The organism is Streptomyces sp. NBC_00659 (assembly GCF_036226925.1).
Taxonomy (GTDB): domain Bacteria; phylum Actinomycetota; class Actinomycetes; order Streptomycetales; family Streptomycetaceae; genus Streptomyces.
This window is the reverse complement of record NZ_CP109031.1, coordinates 8,027,284-8,044,593: the sequence shown is the minus strand read 5'-3', so window position 1 is coordinate 8,044,593 and position 17,310 is coordinate 8,027,284. Positions and strand designations below refer to the sequence as shown.

Annotated in this window: 17 protein-coding genes; 12 read left to right on the top strand and 5 right to left on the bottom strand. The window is 71.3% G+C overall.

Annotated elements, in window-relative coordinates; translation table 11 throughout:
* The first annotated feature begins 64 nt into the window (after positions 1–64).
* Positions 65–1,042, top strand: a complete 978-nt coding sequence (locus tag OG410_RS35145; RefSeq protein WP_329302803.1) for an acyl-ACP desaturase — start codon at positions 65–67, stop codon at positions 1,040–1,042.
* 120 nt (positions 1,043–1,162) lie between these two features.
* On the opposite strand, the gene OG410_RS35140 is transcribed toward OG410_RS35145, so the two are convergent.
* Positions 1,163–1,408 (bottom strand): WhiB family transcriptional regulator, encoded by a 246-nt coding sequence (locus tag OG410_RS35140; protein ID WP_326784358.1) that lies wholly within the window; start codon positions 1,406–1,408, stop codon positions 1,163–1,165.
* Positions 1,409–1,679: 271 nt separating this feature from the next.
* Between OG410_RS35140 and OG410_RS35135 the strand changes: the two genes are divergently transcribed.
* Positions 1,680–2,471 carry a VOC family protein gene (locus OG410_RS35135; protein WP_329302801.1) on the top strand — a complete coding sequence of 264 codons (792 nt, stop codon included), beginning with the start codon at positions 1,680–1,682 and terminating at the stop codon, positions 2,469–2,471.
* A 127-nt stretch (positions 2,472–2,598) separates the two neighbouring features.
* On the opposite strand, the gene OG410_RS35130 is transcribed toward OG410_RS35135, so the two are convergent.
* The 3 genes from OG410_RS35130 to OG410_RS35120 form a co-directional block, all read right to left on the bottom strand.
* The gene (locus tag OG410_RS35130; protein ID WP_329302799.1) at positions 2,599–3,636 is read right to left on the bottom strand and encodes a LacI family DNA-binding transcriptional regulator; all 1,038 of its coding nucleotides are present in this window, start codon (positions 3,634–3,636) and stop codon (positions 2,599–2,601) included.
* Positions 3,637–4,008: 372 nt separating this feature from the next.
* A complete protein-coding gene (ligD, locus tag OG410_RS35125; protein WP_329302797.1) occupies positions 4,009–5,040 on the bottom strand; it encodes a non-homologous end-joining DNA ligase in 1,032 nt (343 codons plus the stop codon).
* Between the two features lie 163 nt (positions 5,041–5,203).
* Positions 5,204–5,842 carry a DUF305 domain-containing protein gene (locus OG410_RS35120; RefSeq protein ID WP_329302795.1) on the bottom strand — a complete coding sequence of 213 codons (639 nt, stop codon included), beginning with the start codon at positions 5,840–5,842 and terminating at the stop codon, positions 5,204–5,206.
* A 177-nt stretch (positions 5,843–6,019) separates the two neighbouring features.
* Between OG410_RS35120 and OG410_RS35115 the strand changes: the two genes are divergently transcribed.
* The 3 genes from OG410_RS35115 (at position 6,020) to OG410_RS35105 (ending at position 9,951) form a co-directional block, all read left to right on the top strand.
* The gene (locus OG410_RS35115; RefSeq protein WP_329302793.1) at positions 6,020–7,522 is read left to right on the top strand and encodes an LVIVD repeat-containing protein; all 1,503 of its coding nucleotides are present in this window, start codon (positions 6,020–6,022) and stop codon (positions 7,520–7,522) included.
* A 192-nt stretch (positions 7,523–7,714) separates the two neighbouring features.
* Entirely contained in the window at positions 7,715–8,785 is a 1,071-nt protein-coding gene (locus OG410_RS35110; protein WP_329302791.1) for an ATP-dependent DNA ligase, read from the top strand.
* A 182-nt stretch (positions 8,786–8,967) separates the two neighbouring features.
* On the top strand, positions 8,968–9,951 hold the full coding sequence (locus OG410_RS35105) for a DUF3048 domain-containing protein (protein WP_329302789.1): 984 nt from the start codon (positions 8,968–8,970) through the stop codon (positions 9,949–9,951).
* 92 nt (positions 9,952–10,043) lie between these two features.
* Here OG410_RS35105 and OG410_RS35100 read toward each other — a convergent pair whose 3' ends face one another.
* Positions 10,044–10,508: a MarR family winged helix-turn-helix transcriptional regulator gene (locus OG410_RS35100; protein WP_329302787.1), complete on the bottom strand. Its 465-nt coding sequence runs from the start codon at positions 10,506–10,508 to the stop codon at positions 10,044–10,046.
* Between the two features lie 306 nt (positions 10,509–10,814).
* Here OG410_RS35100 and OG410_RS35095 point away from each other — a divergent pair, with 306 nt between their 5' ends.
* The 7 genes from OG410_RS35095 to pcaDC are packed head-to-tail and all read left to right on the top strand — an operon-like array spanning position 10,815 to position 17,278.
* Positions 10,815–11,597 carry a CoA transferase subunit A gene (locus tag OG410_RS35095; RefSeq protein ID WP_329302785.1) on the top strand — a complete coding sequence of 261 codons (783 nt, stop codon included), beginning with the start codon at positions 10,815–10,817 and terminating at the stop codon, positions 11,595–11,597.
* Positions 11,597–12,244 (top strand): CoA transferase subunit B, encoded by a 648-nt coding sequence (locus OG410_RS35090; protein WP_329302783.1) that lies wholly within the window; start codon positions 11,597–11,599, stop codon positions 12,242–12,244. The genes OG410_RS35095 and OG410_RS35090 overlap by 1 nt, the downstream gene beginning before the upstream one ends.
* Positions 12,241–13,443 (top strand): thiolase family protein, encoded by a 1,203-nt coding sequence (locus tag OG410_RS35085; protein ID WP_329302781.1) that lies wholly within the window; start codon positions 12,241–12,243, stop codon positions 13,441–13,443. Before OG410_RS35090 ends, OG410_RS35085 begins: the two co-directional genes overlap by 4 nt.
* Positions 13,444–13,453: 10 nt before the next feature.
* Complete coding sequence (pcaH, locus tag OG410_RS35080; protein WP_329302779.1) at positions 13,454–14,224, top strand: protocatechuate 3,4-dioxygenase subunit beta; 771 nt, start codon at positions 13,454–13,456, stop codon at positions 14,222–14,224.
* A gap of 2 nt (positions 14,225–14,226) precedes the next feature.
* Complete coding sequence (gene pcaG / locus OG410_RS35075; RefSeq protein WP_443063932.1) at positions 14,227–14,790, top strand: protocatechuate 3,4-dioxygenase subunit alpha; 564 nt, start codon at positions 14,227–14,229, stop codon at positions 14,788–14,790.
* Complete coding sequence (gene pcaB, locus OG410_RS35070; RefSeq protein ID WP_329302775.1) at positions 14,787–16,136, top strand: 3-carboxy-cis,cis-muconate cycloisomerase; 1,350 nt, start codon at positions 14,787–14,789, stop codon at positions 16,134–16,136. Before pcaG ends, pcaB begins: the two co-directional genes overlap by 4 nt.
* The gene (gene pcaDC, locus OG410_RS35065; RefSeq protein WP_329302773.1) at positions 16,133–17,278 is read left to right on the top strand and encodes a bifunctional 3-oxoadipate enol-lactonase/4-carboxymuconolactone decarboxylase PcaDC; all 1,146 of its coding nucleotides are present in this window, start codon (positions 16,133–16,135) and stop codon (positions 17,276–17,278) included. The genes pcaB and pcaDC overlap by 4 nt, the downstream gene beginning before the upstream one ends.
* Positions 17,279–17,310 lie beyond the last annotated feature (32 nt).

Here is a 17,310-nt window from a genome sequence, read left to right as displayed (position 1 = left end):
ACGTAGCCTACGATGCCGTAGGTTTGGTTTTCCGCTCGTTGTCCCGTCCCTCCCTGGAGCACCCGTGACGATCACTTCCCCCGACCTCGGCAGCCCGGCAGCAGCCTGGACCGACGCTCGTCTGCTGTACGCGCTGGAGGAAGTCGTCGAGACCGAGCTGAACCGTCACCTGAAGGTGGCCAAGGACTGGATGCCGCACGAGTACGTGCCCTTCAGCGACGCCCGCAACTTCCCCGGGCTCTTCGAGGACGGCGAGGCCTGGGACAAGGAGCAGTCCAAGGTCACCGAGATCGGCCGGATCGCGCTCGTCGTGAACCTGCTCACCGAGGACAACCTCCCGAGCTACCACCACGAGATCGCGTCCCTCTTCGGCCGTGACGGCGCCTGGGGCACCTGGGTGCACCGCTGGACGGCGGAGGAGGGCCGGCACGGCATCGTGATGCGCGACTACCTGCTCGCCTCGCGCGCGGTGGACCCGGACAAGCTCGAAGCGTTCCGGATGCAGCACATGAGCGAGGGCTTCGAGTCGGACAACCGCCACTCGATGCTGCACTCGGTCGCGTACGTCGCGTTCCAGGAGCTGGCGACCCGCGTCTCGCACCGCAACACCGGTCACCAGTCGGGCGACCCGGTCTGCGACCGCATGCTGGCGCGCATCGCGACCGACGAGAACCTGCACATGGTCTTCTACCGCAACCTCCTGAAGGCGTCGTTCGAGCTCGCCCCCGACCTGACCATGCAGGCCTGCCGCGACGTCGTCGTCAACTTCCGGATGCCCGGTCACGGCATGCCCGGCTTCGAGCGCATGGCCGCGCAGATGGCCATCGGCGAGATCTACAACCTGCGCATCCACCACGACGACGTGCTCCAGCCGGTGCTGCGTCACCTCAAGGTCCTGGAGATCGGCGGCCTCGGCCCCGAGGGCCTCAAGGCGCAGGAGGAGCTCGGCTACTTCATGGGCGGCCTCGACTCCGAAGCCTCGAAGTTCGACGAGAAGCTCGCCGCCCGCAAGGCGCGGATGGCGGCCCGCGCCACGGCGTAGCCCCTCCCACGAGAACGGCCGCCCCGGCCTTCGGGGCGCCGCTCTCCCCGGTGCGCCCACGGGCGCCCCGGGACCCGGTCTCCGAGCCCCCGCGCGGCCGACGCCGCGCGGGGGCTCGTGTCACTCCAGGGCGCGTCGCAGGCCGAGACGCTCCTTCTCGGAGAGTCCGCCCCACACGCCGAAACGTTCGTCGTTGCTCAGCGCGTAGTCGAGGCACGCGGGACGCATCTCGCACATCCCGCAGATGCGCTTCGCCTCGCGCACCGAGCTGCCCGGATCGGGAAAGAAGAAGTCCGCCCCCGTCTGCGCGCACAACGCCTGCTCCTGCCAGGCGAGGTCGGACGGAGTGATGGTTACCGAGTACATGGCCAAGAGCCTGCCCGACGGCGAAAAACGTTCGATCAACGCAGGATCAACGCGACGTACCAAGGCTCCCGGCGGCCTCGATGATGGCCCCGCGGGGAGGCCTCGGGCACGGCGGCGCGCGGGAGGACCCTGCGACAATACGAAGCGCTGTGGACACCTTAAGTGACGGGCGCCGTCGATCCGGGCGGTTTGCACTTCTCCACGGCGATTGTCAGTAGGCGGTGGAAGACTCGGCACCAAAGGCAACGGGACCCCTCAAAGGAGGGCAATCATGCTCACCACCCGCTTCGTCAACGGCTCCCCGAACTGGCTGGATGTCGCCACGGCCGACATCGAGGGTGCCATCGCCTTCTACGGAGGCCTCTTCGGCTGGCAGTTCCGGTCGGCGGGGCCCGACGCCGGTGGCTACGGCTTCCTCCAGGTCGACGGCAAGACCGTGGCCGGGGCCATGCAGATCACCGCCGAGCAGGGTCCGCCGTCCTGGAACGTCTACTTCCGGACCACGGACGCCGAGGCCACCGCCAAGGCGGTCGAGCACGCCAAGGGCACGGTGCTCATGCCGCCCATGGACGTGATGGGCGAGGGGCACGTGGCCATGTTCGCCGATCAGGCGGGCGTGACCTTCGGCGTCTGGCAGCCCGGCCGGACCGAGGGCCTGGGCCTGGCCGGCGACCCGGGTTCCCTGTGCTGGGTCGAGCTCTGCACCCCGGACATCGCTGCGGCCGCCGCGTTCTACGACTCGGTCTTCGGGTGGAACACTTCGGCGGCCGAGTTCCCTGGCGGGACGTACACCTGTGTCAACCCCGCGGGAACCGAGGAGGAGGGCATGTTCGGCGGCCTCGTCCCGCTCGCCGACGATCCGGTCGAGGCGAAAACCGGCGCGTACTGGCTGCCGTACATCGAGGTCCCCGACACGGACGCCGTGGTCGCCAAGACCCAGGAACTCGGCGGTACGGTCCGGATGCCCGCCACGGACATGGAGGGCGTCGGCCGTATCGCCAAGCTCGCCGATCCGTACGGGGCACGCCTCGCGGTGATCAAGAGCGCACCGCAGCAGAGCTGACGCCCCGGCCGGCGGACCTGCGTGGGACCGCAGCCCGTCAGCCCCGTGCCGAGGGGGCTTCGGTCCCAGAGCTGTCGGACAATTCGCGTCGTCGCCCGAAGGGCGGACGGGAATTGTCCGAGAAGCCCTAGGCCGAGGCCCGTCGCACCACCGTCGTCGGCAGGACCACTCCGGAGGCCTCGGGCGCCGTGTCCTCGGCCCCCGCCCTGCCCTCCAGCCCGCGGATCAGCAGCCGGGCCATCAACCGGCCCATCTCCTCTATGTCCTGACGCACCGTCGTCAGGGGCGGATCCGACTGTTCGGCGATCGGCAGCATGTCGTCGAAGCCGATCACGGCCACGTCCTCGGGCACCCGTCGGCCGTGCTCACGCAGCACGCGCAGCGCGCCGAGCGCCGACAGGTCGTTCGCCACGAACACCGCGTCCAGGTCCGGGCGGCGCTCCAGCAGTTCCCGCATCGCGCGTTCGCCGCCGGCGGGGGTGAAGTCGCCCTGCGCGACGAACGCCGGATCGGCGTCGGCCATGACGTCCCGGAAGCCGTCGAGCCGGTCGACCGCGGACGTCTGGTCGAGGGCCCCGGTGATGTGGGCGATGCGCGTCCGCCCGAGTCCGATCAGGTGGCGAACGGCCTGGCGGGCTCCGCCGCGGTTGTCGCAGTCGACGTAGACGGCTTCGCGGACGCCGTCGCCCCAGCCGGGCCGTCCGCCGAACACGGTCGGCACACCCGCGCCGTGGATCAGGCCCGGCAGCGGGTCGTCGAGGTGCAGCGAGAAGACGAGCGCGCCGTCGACGTGGCCGCCGGCGAGGTAGCGGGCGACGCGGGCGTGGTCGTCGCGACCTTCCGTGAGCAGCAGGACGAGCTGGGAGTCGTTGGCTGTCAGTTCCTTGCTGATGCCGCGGAGCTGGAGTGCGAAGAAGGGGTCGGCGAAGACCCTGGTCTCCGGCTCGGCGATCACGACGGCGACCGCGTCGTGGCGCCGGGTGACGAGGCTGCGGGCGGCCTGGTTCGGAACGTACCCGAGTTCCTCGACGGCCCGGCGCACGCGCTCGACGAGCGGTTCACGGACCCCGTCCCCACCGTTCACGACCCGTGACACGGTGGCCCGGGAGACCCCGGCCCGCGCTGCCACAGCCTCCAGCGTGGGGCGCGACACTGTCTCGGTCACCTCAGGGCACCTCCTCGGCGGATGCGGATCAGGATAGCCGCGTGGCCGCTCGCTCTGTGGAAGTGCTCCCCGATCACCGAGAACGGCTCGAACCGACCCCGCCGAAGGGCGCCTCGGCGGCGAGAGTGCCGGCCCGTTCCCTGACCCGGGGCGGGAGTCGGGGCGGGAGTCGGGGCCCCGTGCGACCGGTCTACCGCCGAATCCGCCCCGCGGCCGCCGACGCGCGGGCCGATGGCGCGGGCGCCCGGACGGGTTCGCGTGCGCAGCGGCCGAAGTCGCCCCGCCGTCACGGGAGTCGGCGCCGTCCGGCCCGGACGGGAAAGGGTCCCGGACAGCCGGGTGCGGCCGCCCGGACGGGGGCCGCCCGGGGAATCACCTGTCCTGCGACGCTGCGTCCTCGTGCTTCGCGCGGCTCGGCTGCACCCGCTTGGGCTCGTCCGGCATCTTCGGGTAATCGGGCGGGTACGGGAGGTCGCCGAGGCCGTGGTCGTGCTCGTCGCGGTCGGCGAGTTCCAGCAGTGCCTCCAGGGAGAAGGCGTGGTCGTCCATGTCGGCGTGCACATCGCCGAGTTCGGCGAAGCGGCCCGGCATGGTCGCCAGGTCGAAGTCCCGGGGCCTGGCGTCCTGCACCTCGTCCCAGCGCAGCGGCGCGGAGACCGGGGCGTGCGGGCGGGGCCGTACCGAATAGGCGGAGGCCATGGTGCGGTCGCGAGCGGTCTGGTTGTAGTCCACGAAGATCTTCTCGCCTCGCTCCTCCTTCCACCAGGCGGTGGTGACCTGATCGGGCATACGGCGTTCGAGCTCGCGCCCGACGGCGATGGCGGCCCGGCGCACCTGGGTGAAGGTCCAGCGCGGCTGGATCGGCACGAAGACATGCAGTCCGCGGCCCCCGGAGGTCTTGGGCCAGCCCCGCAGACCGCCGTACTCGTGCAGGACCTCGCGCAGTTCGTGGGCGGCGCGTACCGCGTCCGCGTAGTCCGTGCCGGGCTGCGGGTCGAGGTCGATGCGCAGTTCGTCGGGGCGGTCGACGTCGTCACGGCGGACCGGCCACGGATGGAAGGTGAGCGTGCCGAACTGCGCGGCCCACAGCACGGCGGCGGGCTCGGTGGGGCACATCTCGTCGGCGCTGCGGCCGCTGGGGAAGGTGATGCGGGCGGTCGGGATCCAGTCGGGCATGTTCTTGGGCGCCCGCTTCTGGAAGAAGGACTCGCCGGTCACCCCGTCCGGGTAGCGCTCCAGCGTGGTGGGACGGTCGCGGAGGGCACGCAGGATGCCGTCGCCGACCGCGAGGTAGTACTGGGCGAGGTCCAGCTTCGTGAACCCGCGCTCCGGGAAGAAGATCTTGTCCGGGCTGGACAGACGAACACTCCTGCCGGCCACTTCGAGTTCCACCGCATCGCCCATGCGAGCCACGGTAGGCGCAGCTCGCGGGCCCCGCACACCGGGCGGATGCCCGCGCCGCACGGAATCGACGAGCGGTGGACACTCGGGGGGAAGATGCCGATCGGTGCCCTGCCCCGCGTCCCGCCACATGATCCGAACGACAGGATCCAAAAGACGACAGGCCCTATCGCATCGCGCGCATGCGGGTGATCTCGCTGGTCTGCTGGGCCACCACGTCATCGGCCATCTCCTCGATCAGCAGGTTGTTGCCCTGCGCCTTGACGTCGGTGGCCATGGTGATGGCTCCCTCGTGGTGAGTGATCATCAGGGTGAGGAAGAGGGCGTCGAAGTCCGCGCCGCGGGCCGCCCGCAACTCCTTCAACCGGGCCTCGGTCGCCATTCCCGGCATCCCGGTGTGCTGGTGGCCCCCGGCATCCCCGGCCTCCGTCTCGCCGTGTGTCTTCAGCCAGCCCCGCATGGCCTCGATCTCGGGGCCTTGGGCCGCGGAGATACGCAGGGCGAGGCGTTTGAGGTCCCCCGACCGGGCGCGGTCCGGGACGAGCCCGGTCATCTCCAGGGCCTGGGTGTGATGCTGGATCATCATCCGGGCGTACGACACGTCGGCCGAGTTGGGGGTGTCGTCGTCGGCGCGCTGAGCGGCCGCCTCGCCGGCGGAGAGCGTGCGGTTCTCCTCGCCCGGCGCGCCGGGGACGATCACCGAAGGTCCGCCGCCGTCAGCGGACCTGTTGCCGGTGTCCGCGTCACAGCCGGCGAGGGCGATCACGAGCAGCGCGGTAGCGAGGGGCGCCCGGCTTCTGAACACAACGACCTCCTGGTGCGGGGGAGTTGACGAACCTGACTGACACTCATGGATCCTCGCATCGATCACCGGCGGGATTCATGACGAACGCATTACCCATCTTTGATCTGTGCATGATGAAGGCGATACTTCGGAGGACCGTGAACCGTTCCCCCGTGAACGGCGACAATGGAGGTTGCAGTGACCCTGTTAAACCATCCCCGAACGCGGCACAGACGACTGGGTGTCGTCGCGGCCTGTGCCGGACTCCTCGCGGCACTCCTGACGGCCGTCCCCGCGGCCGCCACCCCCGACCCCGGGGACGGCCCGGCCGCGGAACGCCAGGTGTCGCAGGAGGCGCGGGCCCGGGCGGCCGATGCGATCGCCGACGGCGAGATACCCGGACAGGACGAGATCGTCCACTCCGACAACATCGAACACCTCGCCAACATCCCCAAGGACGTACTTCCGGGCTTCAACTCGGACCTGGCCTTCCAGGGCCGGTACGCCTTCGCCGGCAACTACGACGGTTTCCGCATCTTCGACATCACCGACCCCAGGGCGCCGAAGACCGTCGCGCAGGTGCTCTGCCCGGGCTCGCAGAACGACATCTCCGTCTCCGGCGACCTGCTCTTCCTCTCCACCGACTCCTCGCGCAGCGACAGCAGTTGCAACAGCACCACGCAGCCCGCGACCGAGAAGTCCTCCTGGGAGGGCATGAAGATCTTCGACATCAGCGACAAGAGGAACCCGAAGTACGTCGCCGCCGTCGAGACCGCCTGCGGCTCGCACACCCACACCCTGGTACCCGAGCGCAGGAACGTCTACGTGTACGTCTCCTCGTACTCGCCGAACGCCACCTACCCCGACTGCCAGCCCCCGCACGACGGCATCTCCGTCATCAAGGTGCCGCGCAAGGCCCCCGAGCGGGCGGCGGTCGTGAACTTCCCCGTGCTCTTCCCGGGCGAGGGCCCGGACGGCGGCGGCAACCCGGGCTCGCCCACCAACCCGGGCGTGTCCAAGACCACCGGCTGCCACGACATCACCGTGCTGCCGGAGAAGGACCTGGCCGCCGGTGCCTGCATGGGTGACGGCATCCTGTTCTCCATCGAGGACCCGGCGAACCCGAGGGTCATCGACCGGGTCCAGGACAACGTCAACTTCGCGTTCTGGCACTCGGCGACCTTCAACCAGAAGGCGAACAAGGTCGTCTTCACCGACGAGCTGGGTGGCGGCGGCGCGGCCACCTGCAACGCCGAGATCGGCCCGAACCGCGGCGCGGACGGCATCTACGACATCGTCGGCAAGGGCGACCAGCGCAAGCTGATCTTCCGCAGCTACTACAAGATCCCCCGCCACCAGGCGGCCACCGAGAACTGCGTCGCCCACAACGGCTCGCTGATCCCGGTCAAGGGCAAGGACCTGATGGTCCAGGCCTGGTACCAGGGCGGCGTCTCGGTCTGGGACTTCACCGACTCCTCGAACCCGAAGGAGATCGCCTTCTTCGAGCGCGGACCGCTGTCCACCACCGGACTGACCATCGGCGGTGCCTGGTCGGCGTACTACTACAACGGCCACATCTACTCCAACGACATCACCAAGGGCTTCGACGTGCTGAAGATCAGCGACCGGCGCACGGACCCCGCCAAGCGGGTGCGGCTGGACGAGCTGAACGTCCAGACCCAGCCGGACTACTTCGACTGACCCCGGTCGGCCGTCCCGTCGCAAGGAAGCGGGACAGGTCTGCCCCGTCCGTCCCGCCGGACGCCTCGGCCTCCGGCGGGACCCCCGGCTCCGGTGCGGCCGCGAAACGGCCGCAAAACCGCAGGACAGCCGCCTCCTGCCGGACCGAAGACGCAACAGGCGGACACCATGGACGGCTCTTAGAGTCGAAGTATGGATCTGCCGGTGATGCCCCCCGTGAAGCCGATGCTCGCCAAGTCGGTGGCGAAGATCCCGCCGGACATGCATTACGAGGCGAAGTGGGACGGGTTCCGGGCCATCGTGTTCCGCGACGGCGACGAGATGGAGATCGGCAGCCGCACCGGAAAGCCGCTGACCAGGTATTTTCCGGAGCTCGTCGAGGCGCTGCGGGAGCGGTTGCCGGAGCGCTGTGTGATGGACGGGGAGATCCTGATCGCCAGGGACGGACGGCTCGACTTCGACGCGCTCTCGGAGCGGATCCACCCGGCGGACTCACGGGTGCGCATGCTGGCCGAGAAGACCCCCGCCTCCTTCGTGGCCTTCGACATGCTGGCACTGGCCGACGCCTCGCTGCTCGAGGTGCCGCTGAGCGAGCGGCGCGCGCTGCTGGTGAAGGCGTTGTCCGGGGTGACGGCACCGGTGCACGTGGCGCCCGCGACCACGGACCGCGAGGTGGCGCAGCGGTGGTTCGGGCAGTACGAGGGGGCGGGGCTCGACGGGGTCGTGGCGAAACCGCTCACGCTGCCGTATCTGCGGGACGAGCGTGCCATGTACAAGATCAAGCACGAGCGGACGGCGGACGTCGTCGTCGCGGGGTACCGCTTCCACAAGAGCGGACCGGTCGTCGGGTCGCTGCTGCTCGGCCTGTACGACACGGGGGGCACGCTCCAGCACGTGGGTGTGAGCGCCGCGTTCACCATGAAGCGGCGGGCGGAACTGGTGGAGGAGCTGGAGCCCTTGCGGCTGGAGGACGCGGCCGGGCATCCGTGGGCGGCCTGGGCCCAGGAGTCGGCGCACGAGACGGCCCGGCTGCCGGGGGCGCCGAGCAGATGGTCGGCGAAGAAGGACCTGTCCTGGATCCCGGTCCGGCCCGAGCGGGTGGCCGAGGTGGCCTACGACCACATGGAGAACGGCGTACGGTTCCGCCACACGGCCCGCTTCCGCCGATGGCGCCCCGACCGCACCGCCGAGAGCTGCACGTACGGGCAGCTGGAGGAGCCGGTCGGCTACGACCTGGCGGAGATCCTGGGGCCGCGGAGCTGACGCACCGCACACGGAGCCGCTTCCTCCGCGACCCTCTTCGGCCCTCTTCGACCCTTTTCGACCCTGCACGGATCGTCCCGCTGAGCCGATCAACTCAGTCGCCGCGCGCAATCAGAAACGATCGGGTATGGCCACCGATGAACTGATGGACGCACAATCGATGGCACGGGACAGGTGGCACGGTGGGCATACGAGAGTCGGTTCGGACGCGGCGTGGCGCATGGACGGCGGGACTGCTGGCCGTCACGGTCACGGGCTCACTGATGACGGGCTGCACCTCGGGCGGCGGAGCTGCCGACGAGAGCCGGTCCCCGAGCCAGAGCCCGAGCGACAGCGGGACCGGCATCGCGAACACCGGCCCGGTACTCGCCGTGAAGATCGACAACGCGCCCGACGCCCGTCCCCAGACGGGGCTCGACGCGGCGGACGTGGTCTACGCGGAGCAGGTCGAGGGCGGTCTGAGCCGGCTGATGGCGGTCTTCGCGACCACCCTGCCCGACAGCGTCGGGCCCGTGCGCAGTGCCCGCGAGTCGGATCTCGAACTGCTGGGACAGTTCCACGAGCCGACGCTCGCCTTCTCCGGGGCCCAGCACAAGCTGCTGCCGCTGATCGACGACGCTCCGCTGGATCCCGAGCCGGCGGGGAAGGTGCCCGACGCCTGGTACCGGGGCACGGGCAAGGCCGCGCCGCACAATCTGTATCTGCGCCCGCGGCGGCTGATGGACTCCGCGCCCGGCGACGCCGCGCTGACCACGGGCTTCCGTTTCGGCGCGGCACCCAAGGGCGGCACCCCCGAGACCTCCCGCACGGTCCGCTTCCCGTCGGCCCGCTTCACCTTCACCTGGTCCGCCGACCGCGAGCGCTGGCTGGTGGCGATGGACGGCACGCCGACGGTGACGACCGACGGCACCTCGGTGGCTCCGGCGACGGTGGTCATCCAGTACGTGAAGGTGCGCGCGTCGAGGTACCACGACTTCCTCGGCAACAACACTCCGTTCACGGAGTCGGTGGGCTCGGGCACGGCCCGGGTACTGCGCGACGGCCGCGCCTTCGACGCGAACTGGACGCGTCCCGAGGCGGCCGACGGCACCCGGTTCACCAGTCCGGACGGTACGCCGATGAACTTCGCCCCGGGGCAGGTGTGGGTGGTCCTCGCCAAGGCGTGAGCCCCGGGCGCCCGGGCGTGGGCACCCTGGGGCGGACGGGCCGATCGAGCCGCCGCTCCGGCTCCGGCCCCCGCTCGGGCGGACGTCAGCCCTCAGTGCTGCGCACGGAGGGGTTCCCCTGGGTTGCGGAGCCCCTCGGCGGCGTCCGAGACGCGTTGGATGAGGTCGAAGAAGAGATCCTGTTCCTCGGTGGAGAGGGGAGCCAGGAAGACCTGGTTCATGCGCGCGGTGCGCACGGTCAGCTTCCGGTGGACACGCAGCCCCTCGTCCGTGAGGCGCAGCAGGAAGCGCCGTCCGTCCTGCGGGTCGCGCACCTTGTCCAGCAGCGCGCGGCGCCCGAGCCGGCTGATGACCTCGGCGATCGTGGACCGGTCGAGTCCCACCCGCTCCCCCACCGTGCGCTGGTCGAGGCCGGGCTCGGCGACCAGCGCGTTCAGGACCGCGAACTGGGGCGAGGTGATCTCCTCGGAGACCATCGTGTTCCACAGCAGGTAGTGCGCCTGCTGGAGTCGCCGGGCAAGGTGCCCGGGGTGGGTGGAGAGGTCCACCGCGGCCATGTGCGCTCCTCGGGTCCGGTACGCGCCGGTGAACGCGCCGCACCGGGGTGGTGTGCGTCGATGCCCCGCGTCTCGGGGGCGCTCCGCGTTCATCGATGCCCTGAATTCGTTGGTGCACTGAACGATACCTGCCCTCCCTGGCGGCTGTCCCACCCCTGTCGACCTTGTCGACCCTTCGTTTTGCTGCATCGATCCGAAGTCTTGACGGACCGAAGTCCGGATGGCAGCGTGTTGAACACCTCGCAGAATTACTCAGTGCCCTGATTAATTTGGCGCCGGACACTCGGGAGAGATGAGGCTTCACGGATGGACAAGGTGGTCGCCACGGCACTGGAGGCGGTGGCCGATGTACCGGACGGCGCGACCCTCGCGGTCGGCGGATTCGGCCTCAGCGGCGTTCCGAACGTGCTGATCGAGGCCCTCCACGAGCGTGGCGTCCAAGGACTCGGGGTCGTCTCCAACAACTGCGGGGCCATGGACTCCGGGCTCGCGACCCTGCTCGCCGCCGGACGCATCGCCCGGGTCACCGGCTCGTACATCGGCGGCAACAAGGAGTTCGCCCGGCAGTATCTGGCCGGCGAGCTGGAGGTCGAGATGATCCCGCAGGGGACGCTGGCCGAGCGGCTGCGCGCGGGCGGTGCCGGCATCCCCGCCTTCTACACGCCCGCCGGGGTCGGCACCCAGGTCGCCGACGGCGGACTGCCCTGGCGGTACGACGGCCACGGCGGCGTCACGAAGGCCTCGCCGCCGAAGGAGGTACGCGAGTTCGACGGCACCCCGTACGTACTGGAGCACGGCATCCGCACCGACTTCGCGCTGGTACGGGCCGCGAAGGGCGACCGGCACGGCAACCTCGTCTTCAACAAGTCCTCCCGGAACTTCAATCCGCTCGCCGCGATGGCCGGCCGGGTGACGATCGCCGAGGTCGAGGAGCTCGTGGAGCCGGGCGGGATCGATCCGGACGCCGTGCACCTGCCCGGCATCTTCGTGCAGCGCGTCGTGGCCCTGACCCGCGAGCAGGCGGACGCCAAGATGATCGAGAAGCGGACGGTCTCGGCGTCCGCGGCGGACGGGACGGTGAGCGAGTGATGGCCTGGAGCAGGGAAGAGATGGCGGCCCGCGCCGCGCGTGAACTGAAGGACGGCCAGTACGTCAACCTCGGCATCGGCCTGCCGACCTTGATCCCCAACCACCTCCCCGCCGGTGTCGAGGTGATCCTGGAGTCGGAGAACGGCATTCTGGGCACCGGCCCCTACCCCGCCGAGGACCAGGTCGACCCCGACCTCATCAACGCGGGCAAGGAGACCGTCACGGTCCTGCCGGGTGCCTCGTACTTCGACTCCGCGCTGTCCTTCGGGATGATCCGGGGCGGGCACATCGACGTCGCGGTGCTGGGCGCGATGCAGGTGTCGGCCGGCGGCGACCTCGCCAACTGGGCCGTCCCCGGCAAGATGATCACCGGCATCGGCGGGGCGATGGACCTCGTCCACGGAGCCCGGACGGTCATCGTCGTGATGACACACACCGCCAAGGACGGCTCGCCCAAGATCCTCCGTGAGTGCGAGCTGCCGCTCACCGGGAAGGCGTGCGTCAACCGCGTCATCACCGACCTGGGCGTCCTCGACATCACACCCGCCGGGCTGCTGCTGGTCGAGACCGCTCCGGGTGTCACGGCCGGTGAGATCGCGGCGAAGACCGCCGCCGAGGTCGTCGTCGCGGAGGGGATCGGGTCATGAAGGACGTCTACATCGTCGACGCCGTACGGACGCCCTTCGGCAGGTACGGCGGCTCGCTGGCCGCCGTCCGCCCGGACGACCTGGCGGCCCACACCGTCCGCGAACTCCTCGCCCGGACCCCGGACCTGGACCCGGCGCGGATCGACGACGTGTACTTCGGCAACGCCAACGGCGCGGGCGAGGAGAACCGGAACGTGGGCCGGATGGCCGCCCTCCTGGCCGGACTGCCCACCTCGGTGCCGGGCGTGACCGTCAACCGGCTGTGTGCCTCCGGCCTCGAAGCCGTCATCCAGGCGGCCCGCGCCATCGCCCTCGGCGACGCCTCCATCGCCCTGGCCGGTGGCGTCGAGTCGATGACCCGCGCGCCCTACGTCCTGCCCAAGAGCGATCGGCCGTTCCCGGCCGGGCACGCCGAGCTGTACTCCACCACGCTCGGCTGGCGCATGGTCAACCCGCGCATGGACCCGCAGTGGACCATCCCCCTCGGCGAGTCCGCCGAACTCATCGCCGACAAGCACGGGATCACCCGCGAGCGGCAGGACGAGTTCGCCCTCGCCGGCCACCGGAAGGCGGCCCGGGCCCAGACGGAGGGCCTGTTCGACGCCGAGATCGCTCCCCTGTCCCTGCCCGGCCGCAAGGGCGGTCCGGTCGTGTTCGGCGCCGACGAATGCGTCCGCGCCGACGCGTCCCTCGACGCCATGGCCCGGCTCAAGCCGTCCTTCCGCGCGGAAGGGGGCACGGTGACCGCCGCCAACGCCTCACCCCTGAACGACGGGGCCGCCGCCCTGCTGCTGACCGACGCGGAGGGGCTTCGGGCCACCGGACGCGAACCCCTCGCCCGGGTGTCCGCGACGGGCGTGTCCGCGACCGACCCGCAGTACTTCGGACTCGCCCCCGTCGAGGCCGTGAACCGCGCTCTGGCCAAGGCGGGCAAGGGATTTGACGACCTGTCGGTCCTGGAGCTCAACGAGGCCTTCGCCGCGCAGGTACTCGGCTGCCTCGCCGAGTGGCCCGAGTTCGACCCCGCGATCCTCAACCCGCAGGGCGGCGCCATCGCCCTCGGCCACCCCCTCGGCGCCTCCGGTGCCCGGCTCGCCGGAACCGTTGCCCACCAACTCGCCCGCAAGGGCACCGGAGTTGGAGTTGCCACCCTCTGCATCGGCGTGGGCCAGGGCCTCGCCCTCGTCCTCGAACGCTAGGAAGTCGACCATGGCTCTCACTCAGTCGGACATCGACGCCGAGATCAAGGATCACCAGGACGCGTACGACAAGGCGGTGGCCGGCGGCGCGCCCGTGCGCCACCACCCCGCGCGCGACTACGCCCCGTACCGCAGCTCGCGGCTGCGCCACCCCGAACAGCCGCTGGTCGCCGTGAGCGGCGGCGACCCGGAGACGGTCGAGCTGTCGGGCCCGGTCTTCGGCGTCACCGACATCACCGAGATCGACAACGACCTCACCCGCCGGCACCGGGGCGAGCCGATCGGCGAGCGGATCACCGTCTCGGGCCGGCTGCTGGACCGCGAGGGACGTCCGGTGCGCGGCCAGCTCATCGAGATCTGGCAGGCCAACGCCGCGGGACGGTACGCCCATCTGCGCGAGCAGCACCCGGCCCCGCTCGACCCCAACTTCACCGGCGTGGGACGGACCCTGACGGACGATCAGGGACAGTACGCGTTCACCACGGTCAGACCGGGACCGTACCCGTGGGGCAATCACACCAACGCCTGGCGGCCCGCGCACATCCACTTCTCCGTCTTCGGCAGCGCGTTCACCCAGCGGCTGGTGACCCAGATGTACTTCCCGGGCGACCCGCTGTTCCCCTACGACCCGATCCTGCGGTCCGTGACGGACCCGGCGGCCCGCGACCGGCTGATCGCCGCGTACAACCACGATCTCTCGCGGCCCGAGTTCTCCATGGGCTACGAGTGGGACATCGTCCTCGACGGTCCCTCCGCCACCTGGATCGAGGAAGGCCGATGAGCATGACCGAACGGCTGCTCCCCACCCCCGCGCACACCATCGGCCCCTTCTACGGCCACGCGCTGCCGTTCCCGGGCGGCGGCGACATCGCGCCCCCGGGCCACCCCGACACGATCACCCTGCACGGCCACGTGTTCGACGGGGCGGGCACGCCGGTCCCCGACGCCCTGCTCGACTTCTGGCAGGCCGCGCCCGACGGCTCCCTCACCGGCGCCCCCGGCTCGCTGCGCCGCGACCCGTCCACGGGCGGCTTCCTCGGCCGCAACGGCGTCGACTTCACCGGCTTCGGCCGGGTCGCCACCGACGCCGACGGCCGCTACGCGCTGCGCACACTGCCGCCGGGAAACACCGGACTGCCGTACATCGGGGTGTGCGTGTTCGCGCGGGGTCTGACACACCACCTGTTCACCCGCGCCTATCTGGCCGACGGCAGCGACCCGCTGCTCGACGCACTGCCGGACGAGCGGCGCGCCACGCTGATCGCGGCCGAGGGAGCGATGCGGACGTACCGTTTCGACATCCGCCTTCAGGGCGAGGGCGAGACGGTCTTCCTGGAGTTCCAGTGACACCTGCCGACCCCGTCGTGGACGACACCGGGCTGCTCGCTCCCGGCCGGGCGGGCTCCCCGGCGTCCACCGCGACGAGCGACACCGCGTATCTGCGGGCCCTGCTCGACGCGGAGGCCGCGCTGACGCGGGCCCAGGCGTCCCTGGGCCTGGCCCCGGCCGGGGCCGCGACGGCGGTGACCCTCGCCGCCGGCGACACGGACTTCGACATCGCGTCGATCGCGCTCCGCGCCCGGAGCGGCGGCAATCCGGTGATCCCGCTGGCCGCGGACCTGACGGCCGCCGTCGGCGCCGAGTTCGGCCCGTACGTCCACCGGGGCGCGACGAGCCAGGACATCCTGGACTCGGCCACGATGCTCGTCGCGGCCCGCACCCTGGATCTCGTCCTGAACGACCTGGAACGGACCGGGCACCACCTCGCCCGGCTCGCGGCGGAGCACCGGGACACCGTCATGCCCGGCCGCACGCTCACCCAGCACGCGGTGCCGACGACCTTCGGGCTGAAGGCGGCCGGATGGCGGTCCCTGGTGCTCGACGCCAGGGACCGGCTGCACGCCGTACTGACCTCCCTGCCCGCCCAACTGGGCGGAGCCGCAGGCACCTTGGCCGCCTTCACCGCCTTCGGCGCGGACGACACCCGGGCCCTGACCGCCGCGTACGCACGCGAACTGGGCCTCGCCGAGCCCGTGTTGCCCTGGCACACGCTGCGCACCCCGATCGCGGACCTGGCCGGAGCGCTGGCGTTCACGGCCGGAGCACTCGGCAAGACGGCCGTCGACGTGCTGACGCTCTCCCGCACGGAGATCTCCGAGCTGGCCGAGGGATCCGGCGGCGGTTCGTCCGCGATGCCGCACAAGGCGAACCCGGTGCGGGCCACCCTCGTGGCCGCGGCCGCCCGGCGCGCCCCCCTGCTCGCGGCCACCCTGTACGGGGCGCTGCCCGCCGAGGACGAGCGGCCGGCCGGGGCCTGGCACGCCGAGTGGGAGCCGCTGCGCGATCTGCTGCGGCTGGTCGGCGGGGCGGCCCGTGACACGGCCGAACTGACCGCGGATCTCCGGGTGAACGCCGACGCCATGCGCGAACACCTGGGCCTCACCCACGGGTTGGTCGTCTCCGAGCGGCTGGCCGCCGAACTCGCCCCGGTGCTCGGCCGGGCGCGCGCCAAGGAGCTGCTGACGCGAGCCGCCGAGCGCGCCGTCGGTGAGCGGCGGCCCCTCGCGGACGTGCTCGGCGAAGAGCCCGGCCTCAAGGACCTCCCGGGCGTCGACCTCGCGGAGCTCACCGACCCGACCCACTACACGGGCTCCGCCGGAGTCCTCACCGACCGTGCTCTGGAGCGACCTTGACCGCGAACCCGCTCACCCACCGCGCCGAGGGATCCGTCACCGCTCCCCCGCTGCTTCTCGGGCCCTCGCTCGGGACGTCGTACGCCCTGTGGGACAAGATCGCGCCCGAACTGTCCGCCGCCCACCGGGTGGTGCGCTGGAACCTTCCCGGGCACGGCGGTTCACCCGCCGATGCGATCGGGCCGGGAGCGACGGTCGCCGATCTGGCCGCGCTCGTCCTGGAGTTGGCCGACTCGCTGGGCATCGGGCGTTTCGCGTACGCCGGTGTGTCGCTGGGCGGCGCGGTGGGGCTGCACCTGGCGGTCCACCATCCCGACCGGCTCTCGTCCCTCGCGGTCATCTGCTCCTCGGCCCACTTCAACGGGTCCAAGCCGTGGGAGGAACGGGCCGAACTGGTGCGCCGCGAGGGCCTCGCTCCCGTCGCGGCGACCGCCGACGCCCGATGGTTCACCGCCGGTTTCACCGTGCCGGAGCTGGTCCAGGACCACCGCGACGCCGACCCGGAGGCGTACGCCGCCTGTTGTGACGCCCTGGCCGCGTTCGACATCCGCGACCGGCTGGCGTCGGTCACCGTACCGACGCTGCTGATCGCCGGGCGCGAGGACCCCGCGACGCCGCCCGCGCATCTGCGGGAGATCGCGGACGCGGTGCCGGGTGCGGCGCTCGTGGAGATCCCGGGCGCCTCGCACCTGGCGCCCGCACAGTGCCCCGAGGCCGTGCTGACGGCTCTGCGGGCGCACTTCTCCGGCGGGGGCGCGCGGCGCGGCATGGAGGTACGCCGCCAGGTCCTCGGTGACGAGCACGTGGACCGCGCGCAGGCGCGCCAGAGCCCGTTCACGGCCCGGTTCCAGGACTTCATCGCGCGGTACGCCTGGGGCGAGATCTGGACCGACACGACGCTGACGCGCCGCGAGCGCAGCATGATCACGCTGACCGCGCTGGTGGCGCACGGCCACTACGACGAGCTGGCGATGCATGTCCGCGCGGCACGGCGCAACGGGCTCTCCCCCGAGGAGATCGGCGCGGTGCTGCTGCAGACGGCGGTCTACTGCGGTGTCCCGGCCGCCAACTCGGCGTTCGCGGTGGCCCAGCGGGTGCTGGCGGAGGAGGCCGACGCCTCCCCGTCGGACTCGTCGGACTGACCCCGGTCAGGGTCACAGGGCGGACTGGACCC